Origin of the sequence: Streptosporangium sp. NPDC049376, from assembly GCF_044466505.1 — a bacterium.
Lineage (GTDB): Bacteria > Actinomycetota > Actinomycetes > Streptosporangiales > Streptosporangiaceae > Streptosporangium.
Map to the genome: position 1 here is coordinate 1 of NZ_JBITMT010000008.1, position 19,551 is coordinate 19,551.

A 19,551-nucleotide genomic window follows, 5' to 3' on the forward strand; every position below is an offset into this window, starting at 1 on the left:
GACGACCTCGATGTCGTCCTCGGACTCCAGCAGGGCCGCGACGCCCCGCCGTACCACCTCGTGATCGTCCACGAGAAACACGCGAATCATGCTCCTGAACGGTGATTCCCCGCAGGCGAGTACGGAACGAGGTTTTCCAACGAGGGGTCTTGGACCGCCTATGCCCCTTCGGGGCCGGTGTTGTCCCGGTCCCAGGTGAGCTCGTCGACCACGTTGACGACTCCGTCGACCTGCCCAGTCATCCGGACGGCGAGCCGGACGTCCTTGCGCAGAGTCATCCTCCCGCTCAGTGTGACCACGCCGTCGGCGACGACGACACGGATTCGTGAGGTGTCCATCCACAGCGACCGGGACAGGACGTCCCGGCGTATCTCACGCGCGATGTCGTCGTCGGAGCGGGCGAACACCTTCAGCAGGTCACAGCGGCTGACGATGCCCGCCAGATGACCGTGGCCGTCGGTCACCGGCAGCCGCTTGACGCCGTGGTGTTCCATCAGGCGGCCCGCAGTCACCACGGGGGCGTCCACCGGGACGGTGACGGCCGGAGCGCTCATCAGGTCCCGGGCCGTCTCGCGCCCCGGCCGGGGCGACCCGGTGCGGAACCGCTCCCGGCGCACCAGGTCGGCCTCGGAGACGACGCCGACCACGTGGCCGTCGCCGTCCAGGACCGGTACGGCACTGACTCCGTGCTCCAGGAGCGTCTCGGCGATGTCCTTGAAGCAGGTGCCCTCGGTGACCGAGACCACCCGCCGGGTCATGACGTCCTTGACGGTGACACGCATCATCGCCTCTCGTCGGATCAGCAGGCCCGGTCGCTCATCGCAGTCTCCTGCGGAAGGGCGACGGCGGCGGGGCGGCGGGTGCGAGCCGTATCCGGACGTCCACGGCGAGCGCGCCGGACGTGGTGACGATCACCGGGTTCAGGTCGAGTTCGGCCACCTGCGGAAGGTCGTCCAGCAGCTGTCCGACCCCGGCGATCTGTTCCCGGAGAGCGGCGACGTCGACGGTGGGGCGTCCCCGGTAGCCGGAGAGCAACGGGGCGCATCGCAGTTCGGCGACCATCGCAGCGGGGTCCTGATCGTCGAGCGGCGGTACCCGGAAGGAGTGGTCGGCCATGAGCTCGGCGGCGGCGCCGCCCATGCCGACCATGAGCAACGGGCCGAAGGACTCGTGCGCGACACCACCGATGATCATCTCCACGCCGGGTTCGGCCATCGGCTGGACGATCGCGCCGGTCATCGCCGGTCCGATGGCGTCGGCCATCTCCTGGTAGGCGTGGCGGACCTCGCCGGGAGTGGAGAGGCCGAGGCGGACTCCGCCGACGTCGCTCTTGTGTACCAAGCCGGGCCCGGTGGCCTTGAGCGCGACCGGTAGCCCGGTGGACTCGGCGGCCGCCGCGGCGGTGTCGGGGCCGTCGGCCTCGGTCGAGGCGATGACATGGATGCCGTAGCAGCCGAGCAGGCGGGCCGCGGTGGCGTGGTCGAGCCATCGGCCGCCGGGATGGCGGGCCAGGTCCGCCGCCACGAGGCCACGGGCGGTGACGGTGTCGGCCGCCGGTGGCTTGGCGGGCGCGGCCTGTGGCCTCGCGCGCCACGCCGCGTACCCCACCGTGTGACGCAGTGCTCCCACGGCCTGTTCGGGAAAGGCGTAGCACGGGATCCGTCCGTCCAGCAGGCCGTCGTGCCCGGCGATACAGGCGGCCACGGTCTTGGTCGTCGTGGCGGTCGCGGCGATGATGGCATGGCGGGTGCCGGCCAGCCCGGAGCCGAACGGCGGGGTGTAGACGATCAGGACGGCGTCGATGTCGGGGTCGGCCAGGACGGTCTCCACGGCGAAGGCGAGATCCCGTGCGCTGCCGCCGGCGGTGAGATCGACGGGGTTGGCCACGGCGGCCGAGGCAGGAAGCCGGGAACGCAGGCGTCCACGGGTGAGGGGCGACAGCCCGGGAACCAGCAGGCCGTGCCGCTCGCAGGCGTCGGCGGCCAGGGCCTGAGGTCCGCCGGAGTTGCCGACGACGGCCACCCGCCCGCCACGGGGCAACGGCTGGGTTCCCAGCAGGCGCGCGGTGTCGAGCATGTCCTGGACGCTGTCGACACGGATGACACCTGACGTTTTCAGCAGGGCGTCGACGGCGACGTCCGGGGTGGCGGCGGCCGCGGTGTGGGAGTGGACCGCCCGCTCCCCGGAGACGCCCCGGCCACTCTTGATCACGATGATCGGCTTGCGTCTGCTCACCCGCCGTGCGATGCGGCCGAATCTGCGGGGGTTGCCGAACGACTCCAGGTACAGGGCGATCACGTCGGTCGCCGGGTCGTCCTCCCAGTACTCCAGCAGGTCGTTCCCGCTGACGTCGGCCTTGTTGCCGACCGAGGCGAAGCCCGACAGGCCGATCCCCAGGGCGTTGGCCCGGTCGATCAGAGCGACCGCGACCGCGCCCGACTGCGACATCAGGGCCAGGTGCCCGGGAGCGGGCGGATGAGGTAGGAAACTGGCGTTGAGGTTGGCCCCGGTGTCGGCGACACCGAGGCAGTTGGGGCCGATCAGACGCATGCCGGATTCACGGCAGATCCTCAGCAGCTCGCCTTCCATACCTGTCTCACCCGCCTCGGCGAATCCGGCCGTGACGACGACGAGGTCGCGCACGCCATGGCCGGCGCAGTCGCGGGCGATCTCCAGCACGGTACGGGCCGGGGTGGCGACGACCGCCAGGTCGACCGGGCCGGGCACCTGCCGCACGGTCGCGTACGCGGGCAGGCCGAGGATCCTGTCGGCGTGCGGGTTGACCGGGTGGACGGGGCCGGAGAAGCCGGCGTCGAGAATGTTGCGCAGGATGCGGTGGCCGATCCCGCCCGGGGCGCGTCCCGCGCCGATCACCGCGATCGACTCCGGGTGGAACAGCCGCTTCAGGCAGGCGGAGGTCGCCTCGTGGGCGCGTTCCTCGATCCGCTCCAGCAGGCCCGGAGTGGGATGCGGATCCATCCGGATCTCCACCGTCCCGTCGAGGAAGGCCCGCCGGGTGGGCAGTCCGAGATCGTCCAGCACTCGCAGCATGGGGCGGTTGTCGGCCAGTACCTCGGCGACCAGCTCGCGCACGCCCTCGTCGGCGGCCTCCAGCGCCAGGTGCTCGACCAGCAGGGTGCCCAGGCCACGGTGGTGCATCGTGTCGTCGATCAGGATCGCGAGCTCGGCGTCGCCGTCCTGACCGGGGATGTACTCCGCGACCGCCACCAGGCCGCCGTCCACCGCGGCGACCAGGACGCGGCCCGGGTGGTCCGGTTCGGTGACGCGGTCCATGTAGGCGTGGTCGCCGGCCTTGCCTCCGGTGAAGAACCGCAGGTAGGCCGAGCGTTCGGACGACCTGTCGACCAGCCTGTGCAGGGACGGCCCGTCGCCGGGACGCAGGGGGCGGATGTGGGCGATGCCACCTTCACGCAACAGGACATCGCATTCGTCGGGGACGGTTCGCCTCATACCAGCAGCCTCCGCCACCGCCGCGTCGTGTCCTAGGGCCGAAGTGCCCTGGTGGCAGGGCCGGTCGTCGTCTGCTCCCCGGTGTCCTGCACCGTCACGCGGACATGGGTGGAAAGTCCCCATAGGTGATGCCTTTCGGCCGGGGTTCGCCAGGGCCGCCGATGATCTGCCGGCGGGTATGAGGACTTCGGGAGGCGACAGGGGACGGCCGCCTGCCTTACCAGAGGCGGACGGGGACGGCATGGCCGTATTACGGGGCTGACCGCCGACGAGGCGGCTGAAAGGCGGCGCACCTTCGCCGGCACCATCAAATATGTGCCGATGGGCACCACAGGCAACTTCGGCAACGCGTTCGGGGCTGGGCGGCATACGAACGAAAAGTGGCGGGCTCACACCGGGTGGGCAGGGTCGTCGCGGTCTGGGACGACGGCTGTGGTGCATCACGCAGGCAGTGGCGAGCATCCGCGAGCGATCAGGACCTGGGGCGCTCGGTGATCCACCAGGCAGCCAGTAACCCGGAGCCGGCAGTGAGTACGGCGGCCGCGATGACGGTCGCCTCCAGGCCGAAGGCGTCGGCCAGCAGACCGGCGAGCAGTGCACCGGCGGCGTAGCCGATGTCGCGCCAGAACCGGTAGGTGCCCAGCGCGTTGGCTCGCCAGGCGGGGTGGGCGTGGTCGGAAACCGAGGCGATCAGCGCCGGGTAGACCATGGCGGTGCCCAGTCCGAGCGCGACGGCCGAGGTGACCCCAGCCAGCAGGGGCCGCTCCAGCAAGACCAGAGCGAGCACGAGCCCGCCCGCCTGGACCAGCATTCCGGACACGATGAGGGGCTTGCGGCCGACGCGGTCGGCCAGATGTCCGGTGGGAATCTGGCCGATGCCCCACAGGATCGGGTACAGGCCCTTGATCAGGCCGACGGCGGCCAGGCCGAGCCCGTGGTCGGTGAACAGCAGCGGGAAGACACCCCAGGTCAGGCCGTCGTTGAGGTTGTTGACCAGTCCGGCCTGGCTGGCGCCGCGCAGCGAGCGTTCCCGCCAGGAGGCGCGCGCGAACGTGGAGGCCAGCCCAGGGTGCTCGCCGTCGGGCAGTGGCTTGGGATGTTGGGCGAGTTCCAGGGCGACGTGCGCGGCGGTGTCGCGCACGATCAGTGACAGCGCCAGGCCGGCGGCGACGAATACGACGCCGATCAACTCGGGCGCAGGGCGGAGGCCGTAGACGATGGCCAGGTAGCCGGTGAGCAGCGCGGTGGCGCCGACGGCGGTGTAGCCGGCGGCCTCGTTCAGGCCGGTGGCAAGTCCCCGGCGGGCCGGGCCGACCAGGTCGATTTTCATGTTGACGGTCATCGACCAGGCCAGGCCCTGGTTGAGGCCCAACAGAACGTTAGCGGCGACGATCCAGCCCCAGGACGGCGCCCAGGCGAGCATGAAGGGGACGGGGACGCCGATGAGCCAGCCCGTGAGGAGGAGTTGCCTGCGGCGGAAGCGTGCCGTCAGGGCTCCGGCGGCGAGGTTGGTCAGAGCCTTGGTGACTCCGAACGCGATGATGAACGAGAAGACCGCCAGGTCGCTGCTCAGGCTGAAGACGTCGGTGCCGATGAGCGGCACGGTGGTGCGTTCCAGACCCACCAGGCCGCCGACGGCCATGTTGACGACGACGAGGAGGGTGAACTGGAGCTGGTTCTCCCGGAGTCCGAGGCTCACGGCGGGTCCGGAAGTCTGCTTCGTCGTGGTGCTTGTGGCCATGCGCGGCGTCCACCCCCGCCGAGTCCGCTGAGGGCCAGGCCGACGACGGTTTCGGCGAGGAGCGGCCGTCATGCCACCGAGCCGTTGTTTCCGCGCCCGTCAACGACCGGGTATCCAGCGGCGGCCCACGCCTTCATACCGCCCTTGACGTCCACCGCGTCCGCGCCGCGCGCGCGGAGCAGTTCGGCGGCCTGCTGCGAGCGGTTCCCGCTGCGGCACATCACCACCAGCGGCGACCCATGGGCGGCCTGTGGCAGGGCCGAGCCTGTGACCAGGCCGGACAGAGGCGCGTACACGGCGCCGGGCGCGTGACCGGCGTCCCACTCGCTCCGCTCGCGTACGTCCAGCAGGACAGCCCGGGGGTCCGAGCCCTGAGTGCGCCGGTGAGCCTCTTCCACGGTGACGCGTTGTGTGTTTCGGGAGAACAGGGCCATGACAAGACCTTTCGAAGAAGTAGTTGTGCAGGTAACGGTGTGACCGCCGGTTGCCCGGGGCTGTGTCGCCGGGCGGACCGCTCAGCCGGCGATGACGTTCAGGCCGACGTCGGTGACGGAGTCGAACCCGTCGTCGACGACCACCGCATCACGGCCCGCGGAGTCGAGCAGGGATGCGGCGATTCCGGCGCGCATGCCACCGGCGTAGTGCACCCACACGGTTCCGCCCGGGACCTCGCCGAGCCGCTTGTGAAGCTGGTGGATTGAGATGTGCACGGAACCCTTGATATGTCCGGCAGCGCGCTCGGAATCGCGGCACACCTCCAGGACGACGACCCCGTTCGGCCAGACCCGCGAAGGTGGAGCGGGGGAAGGACGGCAGCGAGACGCCGTCACCCCCTCATCCGCGGGGCACTGACGGATGCCGCTGGCGACGCTCTTGAATCCGGCCAGGCAGAGGGTCGGGATACGGCGGCGACGTCCGCGCGGTCTCGGTCGTCCTCAATGGTGCTGGCCTTGGGCGCGGAATCAGGGCCGCATGCTCAGCTCTCGGGACGTCTCCGGCGGCGTTTCCCTGGCGGGTCGCGGCCGGTGCCTGCGCGCCAGCGTCCAGGCCCCGGCCACGGTCGCGGTGAGCGCGGTGCCGATCCAGGCCGGAGGGCTGGCCCACACGGCGGCGGGCAGCTGCTGGCTCAGGACGAAGACGCCCATCACGACAACGAACCAGCCGAACGCCTTGCGTAGCGTGTCCTGCGGGATCCGTCCGGCGAAGCGGCTGCCGATCAGGCTGCCGACGACCGCGGCAGCGGTCACCGTCAACGCCAGACCCCAGTCGATCTGGACTCCGGCGAGGTGGCCGGCGAGCCCGGAGAGCGACTTCATCGCGATGACCAGCAGCGAAGTGCCGACCGCGACGCTCATGGGCAGTCCGCCGAGCAGGGTCAGGGCGGGGACGACCAGGAAGCCGCCGCCGGAGCCGACCAGGCCGGTGACCGCGCCCACGACCAGGCCCTCGATGACCACGAGCTTGACGGGCATCTCGGTGTGGGAGGGCCTGCGCCCGGCCTTGTGGCTGGCGCCCTTGCGGAGCATGGCCACGGCGGTGGCCAGCATCATCAGGGCGAACGCGACGAGCAGAACGGTGCCGGGGACGTACTCGGCCAGGCGCCCGCCTCCGTAGGCGCCGACCATGCTGACCGCGCCGAAGATCAGACCGGTGCGCCACCGCACCCGGTGGGCGCGGGCGTGCGGGATCAGTCCGACCAGGCTGGTGACGCCGACGACGAACAGCGAGGTGGCGATGGCCTCCTTGCTGTCCTGACCCGCGAGGTAGACGAGGATCGGCACGGTCAGGATCGATCCGCCGCCGCCCAGGATGCCCAGGCTGACACCGATCAGCGCGGAGGCCGCGAGGACGAAGGTGATCACGACCGGTCCCGCAGGGACGCGATGACAGTATGGATGTCGGTGCGCGGACCGCGGTTGTAGGGCAGCTTGGACAGCATCATGCCCATCGCGCAGGTGTTGCTCAGCGCGGCGAAGGTCAGTCCGGCACCGATCGCGGTACCGATCAGGTGTACTCCGGGGACGAAGAAACCCACCACGCCACTGACCAGCACGACCGAACCGGCGACCAGGCGGACCTGGCGCTCCAGCTCCCAGCGCTCCGGGCCACGGTTGACGGGGGCACCGGACGCCTCCCAGGCCATCATGCCGCCGTCCAGGACCCGCAGGTTCGGCAGGCCCGCCTCGGCGAGTGCCTGCTCGGCCTGCGACGCGCGGGCGCCGGAGCGACAGACCAGCACCACGTCCTCATCCAGGTGGCGGCGCAGCTCGGATCGGTGCTCGCGCAGGGTGTCCAGCGGCACGTTGTAGGCGCCGGGGATGTGGCTGGTCTGGAACTCGCCGGGCGTGCGTACGTCCAGCAGGCGGGGGGCGCTGCCGTTGTTGATCAGGTGCTGGAGGGCGGCGGGCGTGAAGGTGGCCTTGGAGGCGGCGGTCGTCATGGGAACTCCGTGGGGTGAAGTGGATCCGTGCACGGCACGGGCGGAAAAGGGAGAGGAAAACGGGGGAGGGCCGGTGCACCCGCAGCGGGGCAGTCAGGGCAGGAAGTCCCTGCCGCGGGTGCGCCGGCGGCTCTTCCCGGCCACCGGGTCAGACGGTGGCGGGCGTGTTCAGCAGAGCCAAGGCGGCCCAGCCGCCGAGCACGTCGGAGACGTCCTGGAAGCCTTGCTGCCGCAGCAGGCTGGCGGCGATGGAGGAGCGGTGCCCGCCCGCGCAATGCAGGACCAGCGGCCTGTCGCGTGGGATCTCGTCCAGACGGCGGGGCAATTCGTTGAGCGCGATGTGCAGAGCGTCCTCGATGAACCCGTTCTCGCCGCGCTCACCACAGTTGCGGACGTCGATCACGACCGGCGGGTTGTCGCCCGCCAGCTCGGCATGTAGCTGGGCCGCGGTCAGGCGACTTGCCGGGGCGACCTTGTCGGCCATCGCCCTCAGGGACTCGTCGGGCGAGGCCAGGTAGCCGGACACCTGGTCGAAGCCGATCCGGGCGAGCCTGGTGACGATCTCCTCCTCACGGGCCTCCGGCGCCACGACCAGCAGCTCCGCGCCGAGCGGCAGAACCGTGCCGGCCTGCTCGGCGAACCGGCCGTCGGCGGGGACGTTGATCGCCCCGTGCAGGTGGCCGACGGCGAACTCCTGCGGGTCACGGGCGTCGACCACCACGGCGCCCGCTGCGCGCCGGGCCAGGAATCCCTCCACGCCCAGCGCCCGCGGCGCGCTCGCCGGGTCGAACAGCTCCCGCTCCCGGCGGTTGAGGTCCGCGTCGAAGGCGAAGTAGCCCGGAGCCGCCGACTGTCCGGCGGTCACGATGGCGACGAAGTCCTTCTCGCTCATCGGGGCGCACGCGTAGTTGGTGGCACGCTGCTCGCCGATCGTCGACTGCCGCTCGGTGGACAGATTCTTGCCGCAGGAGGAACCGGCGCCGTGTGCGGGGAAGACACGCACCTCGTCGGGCAGACCCATCAGCTTGTTCTGCACGCTGTCCTGCAGCATCGCGCCGAGCTCGTCGGCGGTCACTCCGACCGAGGCCAGCAGGTCTGGGCGGCCGACATCGCCGATGAAGAGGGCGTCACCGGTGAGCACGCCGTACGGGACGGCGTCATCGGCGTGTTCGTAGACGAGCACGCTGATCGACTCCGGGGTGTGCCCGGGGGTCTCCATGATCTTCAGCGTGACGTCACCGAGACCGATCACGTCCCCTTCGGCCAGCTTGCGGATCGCGTACTCGGTCTCCGCGCGGCGCCCGTAGCCGATCCAGGCACCGGTGCGGGCGGCCATCTCCAGGTGACCGGCGACGAAGTCCGCGTGGAAGTGGGTGTTGATGACACCGACCACGGTGAAGCCGCGTACCTCAGCGTCGTTCAGGTACTCCGACACATCCCGGCGCGGGTCCACGACCACGGCCTGACCGGTGACCTCGTCGGCGATCATGTACGACGCCTGCGAGAGACACTCGAGGTAGTACTGCGAGAAGAACACGGAAACCTCCGCAACAAGATGGGCTTTATACCCCTGGGGGTATCATTTGAGCCGGGGGCGCCCTCTCGCAAGGATGGGCGCAGGCGGCAGGGGTGGGGTGCCGACAAGGAGCCATTGGTCTGCGGGCGCCGCCTTTGTACCCCGGGGGGTATTACGCGGTTGACTGTAAAAGGCCGCATCCTCCCTTGTCAAATACCCTGTGGGGTATCTTTAGGCTGTTCGCAGAGAGGAGTCGGCGGTCCGTGTCCGCCCGGCTGGCACGGGCGGATCGCCGGGGGGCGTCCCGGCCGAGGGCTCACCTGCTGGACGATGCCGTCCCTCCGGCCAGGTGGTCATCAGGCGGTCCGGGCTCGGCAGTCCGGGCTTATACCCCTTGGGGTATTCTTGTCGGAGAGCGGAGGAGGATCTCGATGCAGATGGACGAAGAATCGACGCGGCCCGTCCTGAACCGCCTGCGGCGGGCTCAGGGGCAGTTGGCTGCCGTGATCGCGATGATCGAGGCGGGCCGTGACTGCAAGGATGTCGTGACGCAACTCGCGGCGGTCTCCCGGGCCCTGGACAGGGCCGGGTTCAAAATCGTGGCCAGCGGGATGCGGCAGTGCCTTGCCGGGGACTCCGGCACTCCGCCCATGTCACAGGAAGAACTGGAAAAGCTCTTCCTCGCCCTCGCCTGACCCCAGGCCACCTCCCTGTGTCGCCAGCGCGGCAGGGCGCTGGCCCGTGTGCGGTTCAGCGGTCGCCTCACCCATGCCGGGTCGTCCTGTGAAGTCGGCGTGGGAAGGGGCGGACGCATGACAGTGAGGCATCAAGGCAGAGGGGCGACAAGGCGGTTGAGGACGCATCACGGTATCCGGGTCGCGCTCGTCCTCCTCGTGGTGAGGGTCGGACACAAGATCAAATTGTGATCCGCATCCGGCGCGTCCCGTTCCTGCGCAGCCGTCCCAGCCTGCTGTTGCCGCTGTCTCCACTGGCGCGTCCGCCGGGGTTCACCGCGCCTCCGCCCGCCTTCTTCCTCACGCTGGCCGGCATGGTCGTCGCCTACCTGGTCCTGGTCGAGCCGGCCAAGGAGGTGTTCTCCGCGTTCTCTGAGGGTGGTTGGCCCGCCGTCCGGCGCCGTGGACACGCCCACCACGTGCAGCGCCGGGCGTCCCGGTTCAGCCACACCGGTCCCCTGTCGGGTGGAACCGCGCGGCCCTGACGGCCGCATGCGCCAGCCGGTGAGGTGCTCAGGACCTCTCGAACAGGACGGCCACCCCGGCCATCGCCCCCAGATGGACCCCCTCCGCCGTGGTTCCGCCCTGCAGGTCCCGTACGTCGTTGTTCAGCGCCTCGACGAGGAAGGGCTGGGAGGCGCCGGGACGTACGTGGGCGAGGACCCCGGCGTGCACGACCGCACTGAGAGTGGAACCGTGGCAGGTGCGGGCCAGGTAGTAGTCCACGGTGCGCGCCGCCATCGCGGAATCCCACGTGTGGCCCAGGCCGGTCAGCGCCTCGCCAAGCCCGTCGGAGCCCAGCAGGTGGAACAACATCAGCACGTCGGCCTGTTTGGAGATCTTGTACCGGTTCGGAGTGTCTCCCTCGGCCTCCAGGATGCGATCAAGCCGCCGAATGTCACCATATTTCCTGCGATAGGAGGCCCAATCCAGTTCCTTCAGGGCGTCGTAGCCCTCGAACTGGCTGATCACCCCGTCGTGGAAGTCCACCCGCATCCGTGCGGCCATGGCGGTGAAGCGGTCGACCTCCTCCTGGCTCACCCTTCCGGCTCCGACCAGGGCGATCATGTCCAGGACGCGGCGCATCAGCCAGGCGGTCATCACGTTGGTGTAGGCGTTGTTGTCCACTCCGGGCTCGGCGCGGTCCGGGTAGCCGTCGTGGTACTCGTCGGGCCCCATCACGCCCCGGATGGCGTACCGATCTCCCTCCCGCACGGCGAGGGAGGCGAAGAACCGGGCGATCTCCACCAGCAGCTCGCCGCCGAAGCCGGCCAGGAAGGCGGTGTCCCCGGTGGCCAGGTAGTGCCGCCAGACGTTGTAGGCCACAGCCAGGCCGATATGCCGCTGCAGATGGGAGTGGTCGGGCAGCCAGCGGCCCGATCGGGGGTTCAGGTGCAGACGGGGGGTCTCCTCCCGGCCGTCGCTGCCACTTTGCCAGGGGAACATCGCCCCGGTGTACCCGGCTTCACGCGCGGCCCAGCGCGCCTCGGGCAGCCGCCGCCACCGGTAACGCAGCAGCGCCTCGGTGACCTCGGGCAAGCGCGGCGCCAGGAAGGGGAAGGCGAACACCTCGTCCCAGAACACGTGTCCCCGGTAGGCCTCGCCGTGCAGGCCGCGAGCGGGAAGCCCGGCGTCGAGTTCGGCCAGGTGCGGGGAGGCCGTTTGCAACAGGTGAAAGATGTACAGGTTGAGGACCTGCTGGACGTCGGCGTCCTCGGCTGTCACGTGAGCCCGCTGCCAGAGCCGATCCCAGGCTCGCGTGTGCCGTCCGAGCAGAGCCTCGAAGGAACCCGCACGTGCCACCGCGGTCCTGGCGGCGCTCTCGCTCCCGGCGATGGCCCGGTCACGGGAGGTGTGCAGGGCGACCACCTTCTCCACGACGATCTCCTGGCCCTCGGCCACCTCCACGGTCCGCTCGTCGCTCACCCACTCCTTCCGGGCGTCGTGTGAGACACCGCCGTCGGCATGGTCGTGTCCTCCGGTCAGGGTGGTGCGGGAGGCCAGGGCGATCTCCACGCGAGAGGTGGCGGTACGCGTCAGCAACCCGATCACCCCGTGGGCGGCGTGTGAACGGATCGGCACCAGGTGCCGACCGGCCAACCCCTGATAGCGGGCGACCCCGGAGTTGACGACACGCCCGTCCAGAGCGGAGCGGACCCGGAGCGTGCCGCTCCAGTTCTCCGGGACGATCGTCGTCCTCAGGGCGGCCAGGTGCGGATCGTCCATCGAGACCAGCCGTCGCTGCTCCAGCCGGGTGATCCGTCCCCGGAAGTCGCGGACACGCAGCAGCCGGGTCAGCACTCCCGCACGCATGTCGAGAACGCGGCGGACGGTGAGGAACTCAACCGTGCCGGGGGCGAACCAGTCGTCATCGTCGACGCGGAAGGTCAGCGGCAGCCAGTTCGGCACGTTGACGAGATCCTCGTTGCCCACCGTACGGCCCGCGACCCGGGAGAAGAGCCGGTCGTAGCAGCCGGCCACGTAGGTGCCGGGATAGCGCACACCGTCGGCGTGCGCCTCCGGTGCGGCTCCACGGGTGGCGAAGTAGCCGTTGCCGAGCGTCGTCAGTGCCTCCCGCAGCCCCTCGGAGGCGGGATCGTCATCGTCATAGATGAGGAGCCAAGGGTTCACCGCTTCTCCCGGCCAGTCGTAGCTCCGCCAGATCGCCGACGACGATGTCGGCTCCCGCCGCCCGTAACGCGTCCCCCGAGCCGTGCCGGTCGACGCCGATGACGAGGCCGAACCCACCCCGCCTGCCCGCCCGCACCCCGGCGAGGGCGTCCTCGACCACCGCCGTCCGCCGCGGCGACACCCCGAGTTCCTCGGCCGCCCGCAGGAACAGCGCGGGGTCGGGCTTTCCGGCCAGTCCCAGCCGAGCTGCCTCGACACCGTCGATTCGGACGTCGAACAGGTGGTCGGCCGCCGCCGCGCGGAGCACCCGCGCGCAGTTACGGCTCGCCGAGACGACGGCCGTACGCACCCCACGACGCCGGAGCTCACGAACGACCTCGACGGTCGAGGGGAAGGCGGCGACACCGTTCCTGCGGATCTCGGCCAGGAAGAAGGCGTCCTTGCGCGCGGCCAGGTCCGCCACCGTTTCCGGGTCCGGCGCGATGCCCCGGGAGCGGAGGAAGTCCTCCACCCCGTCGCGGCGGGATTTGCCGTCGACATGACGCAGATACTCCCCACCGGCGTCGAAGGGCCGGAACCGCCCCCCGGATCGGTCGGCGTACTCACGCAGGAAGGGGTCGAACACCTGTTTCCACGCGGCGGCGTGCACCCCGGCCGTGTCGGTGACGACCCCGTCGGTGTCGAAGACCACCGCGGCGATCCGCCCAAGGTCGACGACCGCGGGCAACGGCATGGCGCACCCCCTCACTCGCACGGTACGGCGGCGCGCGCCGCCGCCATCAGGGCTGACCGATCATTGGAGGATCGCGCACGTGGTGGATCACCGGCCACGAGACGGTCGTGCGGCCTCACAGGACGTGCTGGATGCGCCGCCCGCTGATCTCTGCGGGGGTGATCGAGACGTACAGCTCGCGGTCGCCGCCCGCCCACGGCTGGACGCCGGAGGTCTCCGCGTCCGCCTGTTCGTCGCCGGTCACGACGTGGTGGAGACCGCCGCGGATGAGCACGCTCCAGCCCTCTCTGCCGGCCTCGTCGATCCGGTCGACCTGGAAGGCGACCTTGAACTCGGCCCCCTGGACGCCGGTGCGCAGATTGCCGTCGAGTGGGCCGCCGAAGGCCGTGCGGAAGACCACGGCACCGTTGTGCACCGCGTAGTTGACCGGCAGGACCACCGGCCCCTCAGGTTCGTTGAAGGCGACCCTGCCCACGCCGCCGGGAGCGATCAGCCGCAGGCACTCGGCGGGGTCGAGCCTGTTCAGGCGGGGACCCGCGATGGGGCGGCCCCGGCCGGGAGGCAGATCGACCGTCCCACCGAGCAGTTCGGCGACGCCGACGCCCAGAGCGGTGGCCAGCCTGCGCACGGTCTCGGCCGACGGCGCGGCGGGCGTCTCCTCCAGGTACGCCAGGTACAGGGCGTCGATTTCGGCGTGGTCGGCCAGTTGGTCGCGGGTCAGCCCCAGGTCTTCACGCCGTCTGCTCACCCGGCGGCCCAGGTCTCCCGGGGTCGTCATGTGTCCGGTCATCGAGATCTCCCAGAGAGAAAGGGGCAGACCGCCGCAGGTCCGCCATGCCCTCCATTCCATCGCAGGGAAAAGGAGGAGGTGAGGGCCGGAAGTCCCAGGACGACGGGCCTTTCGGGCCGCTGGGAAGGAGAGGCAGCCGGGTGCAGGATGCGCGGTGACACTCACCACGCCAGGATTTATGGAGAAACGGGTCCAAAGTCACCAAATAGCAGGTCTGTCGTCTCTGGGTTCCTTCACTCCCGTGTCCGACGCTTGATCTGACCGTGGGCTTGTATGTGAGGACTCCTGTCCCGCCGATACCTCCAGCAGGGTGGACCCGGTCGTTGTGCGCCTCTCTGCGGCACCGAGGAGCGCGGCACCACGTTCACTGTCCGGTGGCGATCCGGTCCTGGGCCCGTGCGGGCCGGCGGATCCGGGCGAGCCGGTTCGCAGCGGGAAGGCTGAGAACATGCGAAAGTTCGGCGGCACCGCGTTCGTGGTGGTCACCGTGACCGGGCTGGCGGCCGGGGCCGTGTGCCATCTGGCCGGAGCGTCCCCGGCTGGAGACGCCGTGTGGGCGACCGTCACGGTGGTGGCCCTGCTTCCCGCGCTCTGGCAGGTGCTGTCGGCGCTGCGCGAGCGCCGGCTGGGCGTGGACGCCATCGCCGTGCTCGCCCTGGCCGGGGCGCTGGCCGTACGGGAGTATTTCGCCGGTGCGGTGATCGGCGTGATGCTGGCCACCGGCCAGGCGCTGGAGGACTACTCCCTGCGCCGGGCCCGCCGTGACCTGACCGGCCTGTACGAACGTGCTCCGCGCTCGGCGCGCCGCTACGAGGACGGGACGCCCCGCCAGGTGGACGTCGGCCTGGTCCGCCCCGGTGACCTGCTGCTGGTCCCCAGTGGTGAGACCGTCCCTGTGGACGGGGTGGTCGCCGCGGGCCTGGCGTCGCTGGACGAGTCGGCGCTGACCGGGGAGGCGCTGCCGGTCGAACGCCCCGCCGGGCAGGGGGTGCGCAGCGGCGTGGTGAACGCCGGTGCCGCCTTCGACCTGCGGGCCACCCGGATCGCGGCCGAAAGCGCCTACGCGGGAGTGGTACGGCTGGCACGGCAGGCCGAGGCGGGCAGCGCTCCCGTGGTGCGGCTCGCCGACCGGTTCGCCGCCTGGTTCCTGCCCGCGACGTTGCTGCTGGCAGGGGGCGCCTGGCTGCTGTCCGGAGATCCCGTCCGGGCGGTCGCGGTCCTGGTCGTCGCCACCCCCTGCCCGCTGTTGCTGGCCGCGCCCGCCGCCATCGCCTCCGGTCTGTCCCGTACGGCGCGTCATGGCGTGGTGGTCAAAGGAGGGGGAGCACTGGAGAGGCTGGGGCAGGCCCGCACGCTTGTCCTGGACAAGACCGGCACGCTGACCGCGGGACGCCCCGAGGTGGTCGACGTGGTGGCCGCCCCCGGTGTCCAGGCCGACGACGTGCTGCGTCTGGCGGCCGCGCTGGACCAGATGTCCTCCCACGTGCTCGCCGCCGCGATCGTCGACGCCGCTCACGCTCGCGGCCTCACGCTGCCCCAACCAACCGAGGCGCAGGAGAAGCCGGGCACCGGGACCACGGGGTTGGTCGGGGGACGCCGGGTAGAGGTCGGCAAGGCGGCGGCCCGATCCGATTCCGAATGGGAACGAGCCCAGCGGGCCCGGGCCACGCTGGACGGCGCCATGACCGTCTGGGTCACGGTCGACGGCCGGACGGCCGGGGTGATCCTGCTGCGCGACGCCGTGCGGGCCGACGCCGCGCGGACCCTGCGGCGGCTGCGCACCGCCGGGATCGAAAAGGTGATCATGCTCACCGGAGACAGGGCCGAGGTCGCGGAGAGCGTGGGCACGGTGCTCGGCGTCGACCGGGTGCTGTCCGAGCAGACGCCGGTGGCCAAGGTGGAAGCGGTACGGCGGGAGGTGGCCGAGGCGGTGACCGTGATGGTCGGCGACGGGATCAACGACGCTCCGGCGCTGGCCGCCGCCGACGTCGGGGTGGCCATGGGCGCCCGAGGGTCGGCCGCCTCGGCCCAGGCCGCCGACGTGGTGCTCACCACCGACCACCTGGACCGGCTCGCCGACGCCATGGACGTGGCCCGTCGCTCCCGCCGCATCGCCGTACAGAGCGCCGCCGCGGGGATGGGACTGTCGCTGCTGGCCATGGCTGTGGCCGCGGCCGGAGCACTGCCTCCGGCGGCCGGCGCCCTGCTGCAGGAGGCCATCGACGTCACGGTGATCCTCAACGCGCTGCGGGCGCTGCGTCCCACCAGGGGGACCAGAACGGTGGTCGACGCGGAGACCGAGTCCCTGCTGCGCCGCTTCGAGCTGGAGCACTCCTCGCTGAGGCCACCCCTGGAACTGATCCGTGAGACGGCGGACCGGCTCGGCCAGAGCCCCCCGGAGGTGGCTCTCGACCGGCTGCGGGAGGTCCACGACTTCCTCACCGAACGCCTGCTGCCCCACGAACGCGCCGAGGAGAGACGACTGTACCCGGCCATGGGACAGGCCCTGGGCGGTTCGGAGGTCACGATGACCATGAGCAGGGCGCACGCGGAGATCGAACGCCTCATCCGCCGCCTGGACGGTCACCTCGCCCTTGCCGGAGCGGAAGGGCCCCGTCCCGAACAACTCGACGACCTGCGTGCCTGCCTCTACGGCCTGTACGCGGTCCTGGTGCTCCACTTCGACCAGGAGGAGGAGGCCTACTTCTCCCTGACCGCCGCTCCGGACTCCGCGCACCCGGTTTTCTCCTCCCTCCGCTCACCGTGAGCCGAACCGGTTGCTCCTTGGTCTCCTCCAGAACAGGACATAAGTCCCACAAAGGGGTGACATCAGGCGGCTGTGATCAATCGGTCCAGAGCATGGGATGGAGTGGAGGCGGGCCTGCCGCGTTCCCGCACAGGTGGGGCGCCCGCCACCAAGAATCCGTGCCGTCCGGCCGCGCGCCGGATGTGAGAACCCCGTCAGGGGGACGCCATGGCTGCACCGAGTTTTCCCGCCCGCCGCGTAGGTCTCGCGGCTCTGGGCGTCAGCGCCGTTCTGATGGCCTGCGGTGGCCCCGGCGACCTTCTGTCGCGCTCGTCGGGCCGTGGATCGGCGCTCCGGCCGTCTCGTCCACCGGCGTCCTGGCCGAGGAGCACAACGCTCAGGACGTACGCTTCGCCCAGGAGACGATCCTTCACCACCGGCAGACATTGATCATGACCGGGATGGCCGGGACACACACCTCGAACCCCCGGGTCAGGGCATTGGCCGAGCGGATCGGACGGGCCGAGGAAGCCGAGATCGCCCAGCTGACCGCCTGGCTGAGGAGCTGGGGAGAACCGGCTCCCGGCCTGGGTCCGTGCATGACGGGACCACCCGGCGGAGGGGACGACGAGCGGGGTCCGTGCAACCGAGGGCCGGAGGACATGGGACCCGGTATGCACCGGGGCCCGCACATGATGGGCTGGACTGACCTGGAAACCCTGGATGAGGCGTCCGGGACCGACTTTGACCGGATATTTCTGGACATGATGGTCTGGCACCATACTGACGCGATCGGCCTGGCCGTGGCCGAGCGGCGAGAGGGCCTTTCTCCACGCGCCACGGCACTGGCCGCCTCGATCATCACCCGCCAGAAAGCCGAGCTCGTTCAGATGCGTTCCATGTTCACACGGCTCTGAACGCCGACGACACTTCGCGGCAGAGGCCGGTTGACGGCCATGGTGGCACATCCGTCATTCATCGTCTATCGTCGATAGACGATGAATGACGAGAAGAAGTCACTGCCCCGTGCGGAGGCCGAACAGTACGCGAGCTGGTTCAAGGCCCTCGCGGACGCCACCCGCATCCAGATCGTGTCGTTGCTGGCCCGGCGGCGCACGCCGATGAGTGTGGGCGAGATCGTGACCGTGTCCGGGGTGGGGCAGTCGACCGTCTCGCACCACCTGAAGGTTCTGGCCGAGGTGCGGTTCGTGCTGGTCGAACGGCAGGGCACCACCAGCCTGTATCGGATCAACGAGGCATGCGTGAGCTGTTTCCCCACCGCCGCTGACGTGGTGATGGGTAACCCCGTTCCGGCCGTACCGGTTTGTGAGTGAAGGGAGCCCATGATGACGCACGAGGAGATCGTCCAGGCAGCCAAGCCCGCCGGGCCGGGCCTGGGGATCCGGCCGATGCTCCAGAGTGACGCCGAGCAGGTGCTGGCCATCTACCAGGCGGGCCTGGATACGGGACAGGCCGGTTTCGAGACGACGGCGCCCTCCTGGGAGGGGTTCACCGCGGGCAAGCTGGCGCACCCGCGGTATGTGGCCGTCGACACCGCGACCGGTCAGGTCGTCGGCTGGGTGGCCGCCTCGCCGGTCTCGGCCCGGCCGGTGTACGCCGGGGTGGTCGAGCACAGCGTCTACGTCCACCCGGGGTGCCAGGCGCACGGCATCGGCCGGGCGCTGCTGGAGGAGTTCATCGCCGCCAGTGAGGACGCCGGGATCTGGACGATCCAGGCCGGGGTCTTCCCCGGCAACACCGCCAGCCTCGCCCTGCACGACAGGCTCGGTTTCCGCGTGGTCGGCACCCGCGAACGCGTCGGCCGTCACCACGGCCTCTGGCGGGACGTGGTCCTGCTGGAACGGCGCAGCGCCGTCACCGGGCAATAAGGCCAGAATGCCTCCGGGGTGGTGGGCGTCCAGGAGATGACGAAGTCGGCGCCCGCTCGTCGCAGGTGGTAGCCCGCCGTCGGCCCGGCTGTCCGGCGCCGACGACCACGACATCCGTCAGACGAGCCGCGTCGGGTCATACGGTGAGCAGTTCCACGTCCACCGGGCCGTTCTGCGCTGCGGCGGGGGTGGCGAGCGGGGTGAACAGCGCGCCCAGCTTGTTCACCGCCTCGGGGATGATCCGGTAGTAGACCCAGGTTCCGCGGCGTTCGCCGTCGATCAGCCCGGCGGTGCGCAACACCTTCAGGTGGTGGGAGATGGTGGGGGCGGTCAGGTCGAAGACGCCGGTCAGATCGCACACGCACGCCTCACCGCCCGCGTGGGAGCCGATCATCGACAGCAGCCGCAGCCGCACCGGGTCGGCCACGGCCTTGAGCAGCGTGGCCAGTTCGGCGGCGTCGGCTTCGCTGAGGGGCTCGCGGGCGATCGGCGCACAGCACTGCGCACCGGTGGAGGCGGGGGCGGTGACGGCCATGGGCGATTCCTTAATTCGATGCTGGTCTAAATTATAGGCGGTGCTAGGCGACCAGCGCGAACACGGCGTACGGCTGTGGCGGGCTCGCCACCCGGGACCCCGGGCGATGGTGGGACATCCGTCGGACACCGGCCTCCCGATGGCTGCCACCTCACAGGTGCCGGGCGTCGGCACCGGCCCCGCGCAGAGTGTTGGAGGAGGAGGGGGGCTTGCGCGTGGAACGCCTGAGGCGACGAGAGTCGCCCCTTTTCGCGGCACGAATAAGCCCGCCCGGTGGAGGAGGAGCCGGGCGGGCTTGCTTCGGAGGGGAGGCGGCGAAGTTCTT

Annotated in this window: 18 protein-coding genes and 1 pseudogene; 6 read left to right on the forward strand and 13 right to left on the reverse strand. The window is 70.6% G+C overall.

Features of this window, described 5'->3' with window-relative positions; all coding sequences use genetic code 11:
• The 9 genes and pseudogenes from ACIBVQ_RS20990 to ACIBVQ_RS21030 form a co-directional block, all read right to left on the reverse strand.
• Positions 1–90, reverse strand: a pseudogene (locus ACIBVQ_RS20990) (DNA-binding response regulator); the annotation flags it as partial.
• Positions 91–158: 68 nt separating this feature from the next.
• Positions 159–785, reverse strand: a complete 627-nt coding sequence (locus ACIBVQ_RS20995) for a CBS domain-containing protein (RefSeq protein ID WP_399179288.1) — start codon at positions 783–785, stop codon at positions 159–161.
• Positions 786–816: 31 nt separating this feature from the next.
• On the reverse strand, positions 817–3,471 hold the full coding sequence (locus tag ACIBVQ_RS21000; RefSeq protein ID WP_399179290.1) for a GNAT family N-acetyltransferase: 2,655 nt from the start codon (positions 3,469–3,471) through the stop codon (positions 817–819).
• A gap of 472 nt (positions 3,472–3,943) precedes the next feature.
• Positions 3,944–5,170 (reverse strand): MFS transporter, encoded by a 1,227-nt coding sequence (locus ACIBVQ_RS21005; protein WP_399179292.1) that lies wholly within the window; start codon positions 5,168–5,170, stop codon positions 3,944–3,946.
• 110 nt (positions 5,171–5,280) lie between these two features.
• Positions 5,281–5,610 carry a rhodanese-like domain-containing protein gene (locus ACIBVQ_RS21010; protein WP_399179294.1) on the reverse strand — a complete coding sequence of 110 codons (330 nt, stop codon included), beginning with the start codon at positions 5,608–5,610 and terminating at the stop codon, positions 5,281–5,283.
• Between the two features lie 117 nt (positions 5,611–5,727).
• Complete coding sequence (locus ACIBVQ_RS21015) at positions 5,728–6,042, reverse strand: rhodanese-like domain-containing protein (protein ID WP_399179296.1); 315 nt, start codon at positions 6,040–6,042, stop codon at positions 5,728–5,730.
• A gap of 132 nt (positions 6,043–6,174) precedes the next feature.
• On the reverse strand, positions 6,175–7,074 hold the full coding sequence (locus ACIBVQ_RS21020; RefSeq protein ID WP_399179298.1) for a sulfite exporter TauE/SafE family protein: 900 nt from the start codon (positions 7,072–7,074) through the stop codon (positions 6,175–6,177).
• On the reverse strand, positions 7,071–7,652 hold the full coding sequence (locus ACIBVQ_RS21025; RefSeq protein ID WP_399179300.1) for a rhodanese-like domain-containing protein: 582 nt from the start codon (positions 7,650–7,652) through the stop codon (positions 7,071–7,073). The genes ACIBVQ_RS21020 and ACIBVQ_RS21025 overlap by 4 nt, the downstream gene beginning before the upstream one ends.
• Before the next feature lie 148 nt (positions 7,653–7,800).
• Positions 7,801–9,189: a rhodanese-like domain-containing protein gene (locus tag ACIBVQ_RS21030; RefSeq protein WP_399179302.1), complete on the reverse strand. Its 1,389-nt coding sequence runs from the start codon at positions 9,187–9,189 to the stop codon at positions 7,801–7,803.
• 410 nt (positions 9,190–9,599) lie between these two features.
• Here ACIBVQ_RS21030 and ACIBVQ_RS21035 point away from each other — a divergent pair, with 410 nt between their 5' ends.
• Positions 9,600–9,863, forward strand: a complete 264-nt coding sequence (locus ACIBVQ_RS21035; protein WP_399179304.1) for a metal-sensitive transcriptional regulator — start codon at positions 9,600–9,602, stop codon at positions 9,861–9,863.
• Positions 9,864–10,090: 227 nt separating this feature from the next.
• Positions 10,091–10,387 (forward strand): hypothetical protein, encoded by a 297-nt coding sequence (locus ACIBVQ_RS21040; protein WP_399179306.1) that lies wholly within the window; start codon positions 10,091–10,093, stop codon positions 10,385–10,387.
• A 28-nt stretch (positions 10,388–10,415) separates the two neighbouring features.
• Here the strand turns inward: ACIBVQ_RS21040 and ACIBVQ_RS21045 are convergent, their stop codons facing one another.
• The 3 genes from ACIBVQ_RS21045 to ACIBVQ_RS21055 form a co-directional block, all read right to left on the reverse strand.
• Positions 10,416–12,533 (reverse strand): glycoside hydrolase family 65 protein, encoded by a 2,118-nt coding sequence (locus ACIBVQ_RS21045; RefSeq protein WP_399179308.1) that lies wholly within the window; start codon positions 12,531–12,533, stop codon positions 10,416–10,418.
• Positions 12,508–13,266 carry an HAD family hydrolase gene (locus ACIBVQ_RS21050; protein ID WP_399179310.1) on the reverse strand — a complete coding sequence of 253 codons (759 nt, stop codon included), beginning with the start codon at positions 13,264–13,266 and terminating at the stop codon, positions 12,508–12,510. The genes ACIBVQ_RS21045 and ACIBVQ_RS21050 overlap by 26 nt, the downstream gene beginning before the upstream one ends.
• 115 nt (positions 13,267–13,381) lie before the next feature.
• A complete protein-coding gene (locus ACIBVQ_RS21055; RefSeq protein ID WP_352011744.1) occupies positions 13,382–14,056 on the reverse strand; it encodes a pyridoxamine 5'-phosphate oxidase family protein in 675 nt (224 codons plus the stop codon).
• A 448-nt stretch (positions 14,057–14,504) separates the two neighbouring features.
• Here ACIBVQ_RS21055 and ACIBVQ_RS21060 point away from each other — a divergent pair, with 448 nt between their 5' ends.
• The 4 genes from ACIBVQ_RS21060 to ACIBVQ_RS21075 all read left to right on the forward strand — a co-directional run bounded on the left by ACIBVQ_RS21060 (position 14,505) and on the right by ACIBVQ_RS21075 (position 18,691).
• Positions 14,505–16,823: a heavy metal translocating P-type ATPase gene (locus tag ACIBVQ_RS21060; RefSeq protein WP_399179312.1), complete on the forward strand. Its 2,319-nt coding sequence runs from the start codon at positions 14,505–14,507 to the stop codon at positions 16,821–16,823.
• Between the two features lie 92 nt (positions 16,824–16,915).
• On the forward strand, positions 16,916–17,719 hold the full coding sequence (locus ACIBVQ_RS21065; RefSeq protein WP_399179673.1) for a DUF305 domain-containing protein: 804 nt from the start codon (positions 16,916–16,918) through the stop codon (positions 17,717–17,719).
• An 81-nt stretch (positions 17,720–17,800) separates the two neighbouring features.
• Positions 17,801–18,136, forward strand: a complete 336-nt coding sequence (locus tag ACIBVQ_RS21070; protein ID WP_362776369.1) for a metalloregulator ArsR/SmtB family transcription factor — start codon at positions 17,801–17,803, stop codon at positions 18,134–18,136.
• A 9-nt stretch (positions 18,137–18,145) separates the two neighbouring features.
• Positions 18,146–18,691 carry a GNAT family N-acetyltransferase gene (locus ACIBVQ_RS21075; protein ID WP_399179314.1) on the forward strand — a complete coding sequence of 182 codons (546 nt, stop codon included), beginning with the start codon at positions 18,146–18,148 and terminating at the stop codon, positions 18,689–18,691.
• 136 nt (positions 18,692–18,827) lie between these two features.
• Here ACIBVQ_RS21075 and ACIBVQ_RS21080 read toward each other — a convergent pair whose 3' ends face one another.
• On the reverse strand, positions 18,828–19,226 hold the full coding sequence (locus tag ACIBVQ_RS21080; RefSeq protein WP_386194489.1) for a metalloregulator ArsR/SmtB family transcription factor: 399 nt from the start codon (positions 19,224–19,226) through the stop codon (positions 18,828–18,830).
• Positions 19,227–19,551 lie beyond the last annotated feature (325 nt).

Coding starts and splice junctions, on each gene's coding strand:
- ACIBVQ_RS21075 (WP_399179314.1), top strand. CDS start 18,146: ATGATGACGCACGAGGAGATCGTCCAGGCAGCCAAGCCCGCCGGGCCG.
- ACIBVQ_RS21050 (WP_399179310.1), bottom strand. CDS start 13,266: ATGCCGTTGCCCGCGGTCGTCGACCTTGGGCGGATCGCCGCGGTGGTC.
- ACIBVQ_RS21080 (WP_386194489.1), bottom strand. CDS start 19,226: ATGGCCGTCACCGCCCCCGCCTCCACCGGTGCGCAGTGCTGTGCGCCG.
- ACIBVQ_RS21000 (WP_399179290.1), bottom strand. CDS start 3,471: ATGAGGCGAACCGTCCCCGACGAATGCGATGTCCTGTTGCGTGAAGGT.
- ACIBVQ_RS20995 (WP_399179288.1), bottom strand. CDS start 785: ATGATGCGTGTCACCGTCAAGGACGTCATGACCCGGCGGGTGGTCTCG.
- ACIBVQ_RS21055 (WP_352011744.1), bottom strand. CDS start 14,056: ATGACCGGACACATGACGACCCCGGGAGACCTGGGCCGCCGGGTGAGC.
- ACIBVQ_RS21070 (WP_362776369.1), top strand. CDS start 17,801: ATGAATGACGAGAAGAAGTCACTGCCCCGTGCGGAGGCCGAACAGTAC.
- ACIBVQ_RS21035 (WP_399179304.1), top strand. CDS start 9,600: ATGCAGATGGACGAAGAATCGACGCGGCCCGTCCTGAACCGCCTGCGG.
- ACIBVQ_RS21060 (WP_399179312.1), top strand. CDS start 14,505: ATGCGAAAGTTCGGCGGCACCGCGTTCGTGGTGGTCACCGTGACCGGG.
- ACIBVQ_RS21065 (WP_399179673.1), top strand. CDS start 16,916: ATGGGATGGAGTGGAGGCGGGCCTGCCGCGTTCCCGCACAGGTGGGGC.
- ACIBVQ_RS21025 (WP_399179300.1), bottom strand. CDS start 7,652: ATGACGACCGCCGCCTCCAAGGCCACCTTCACGCCCGCCGCCCTCCAG.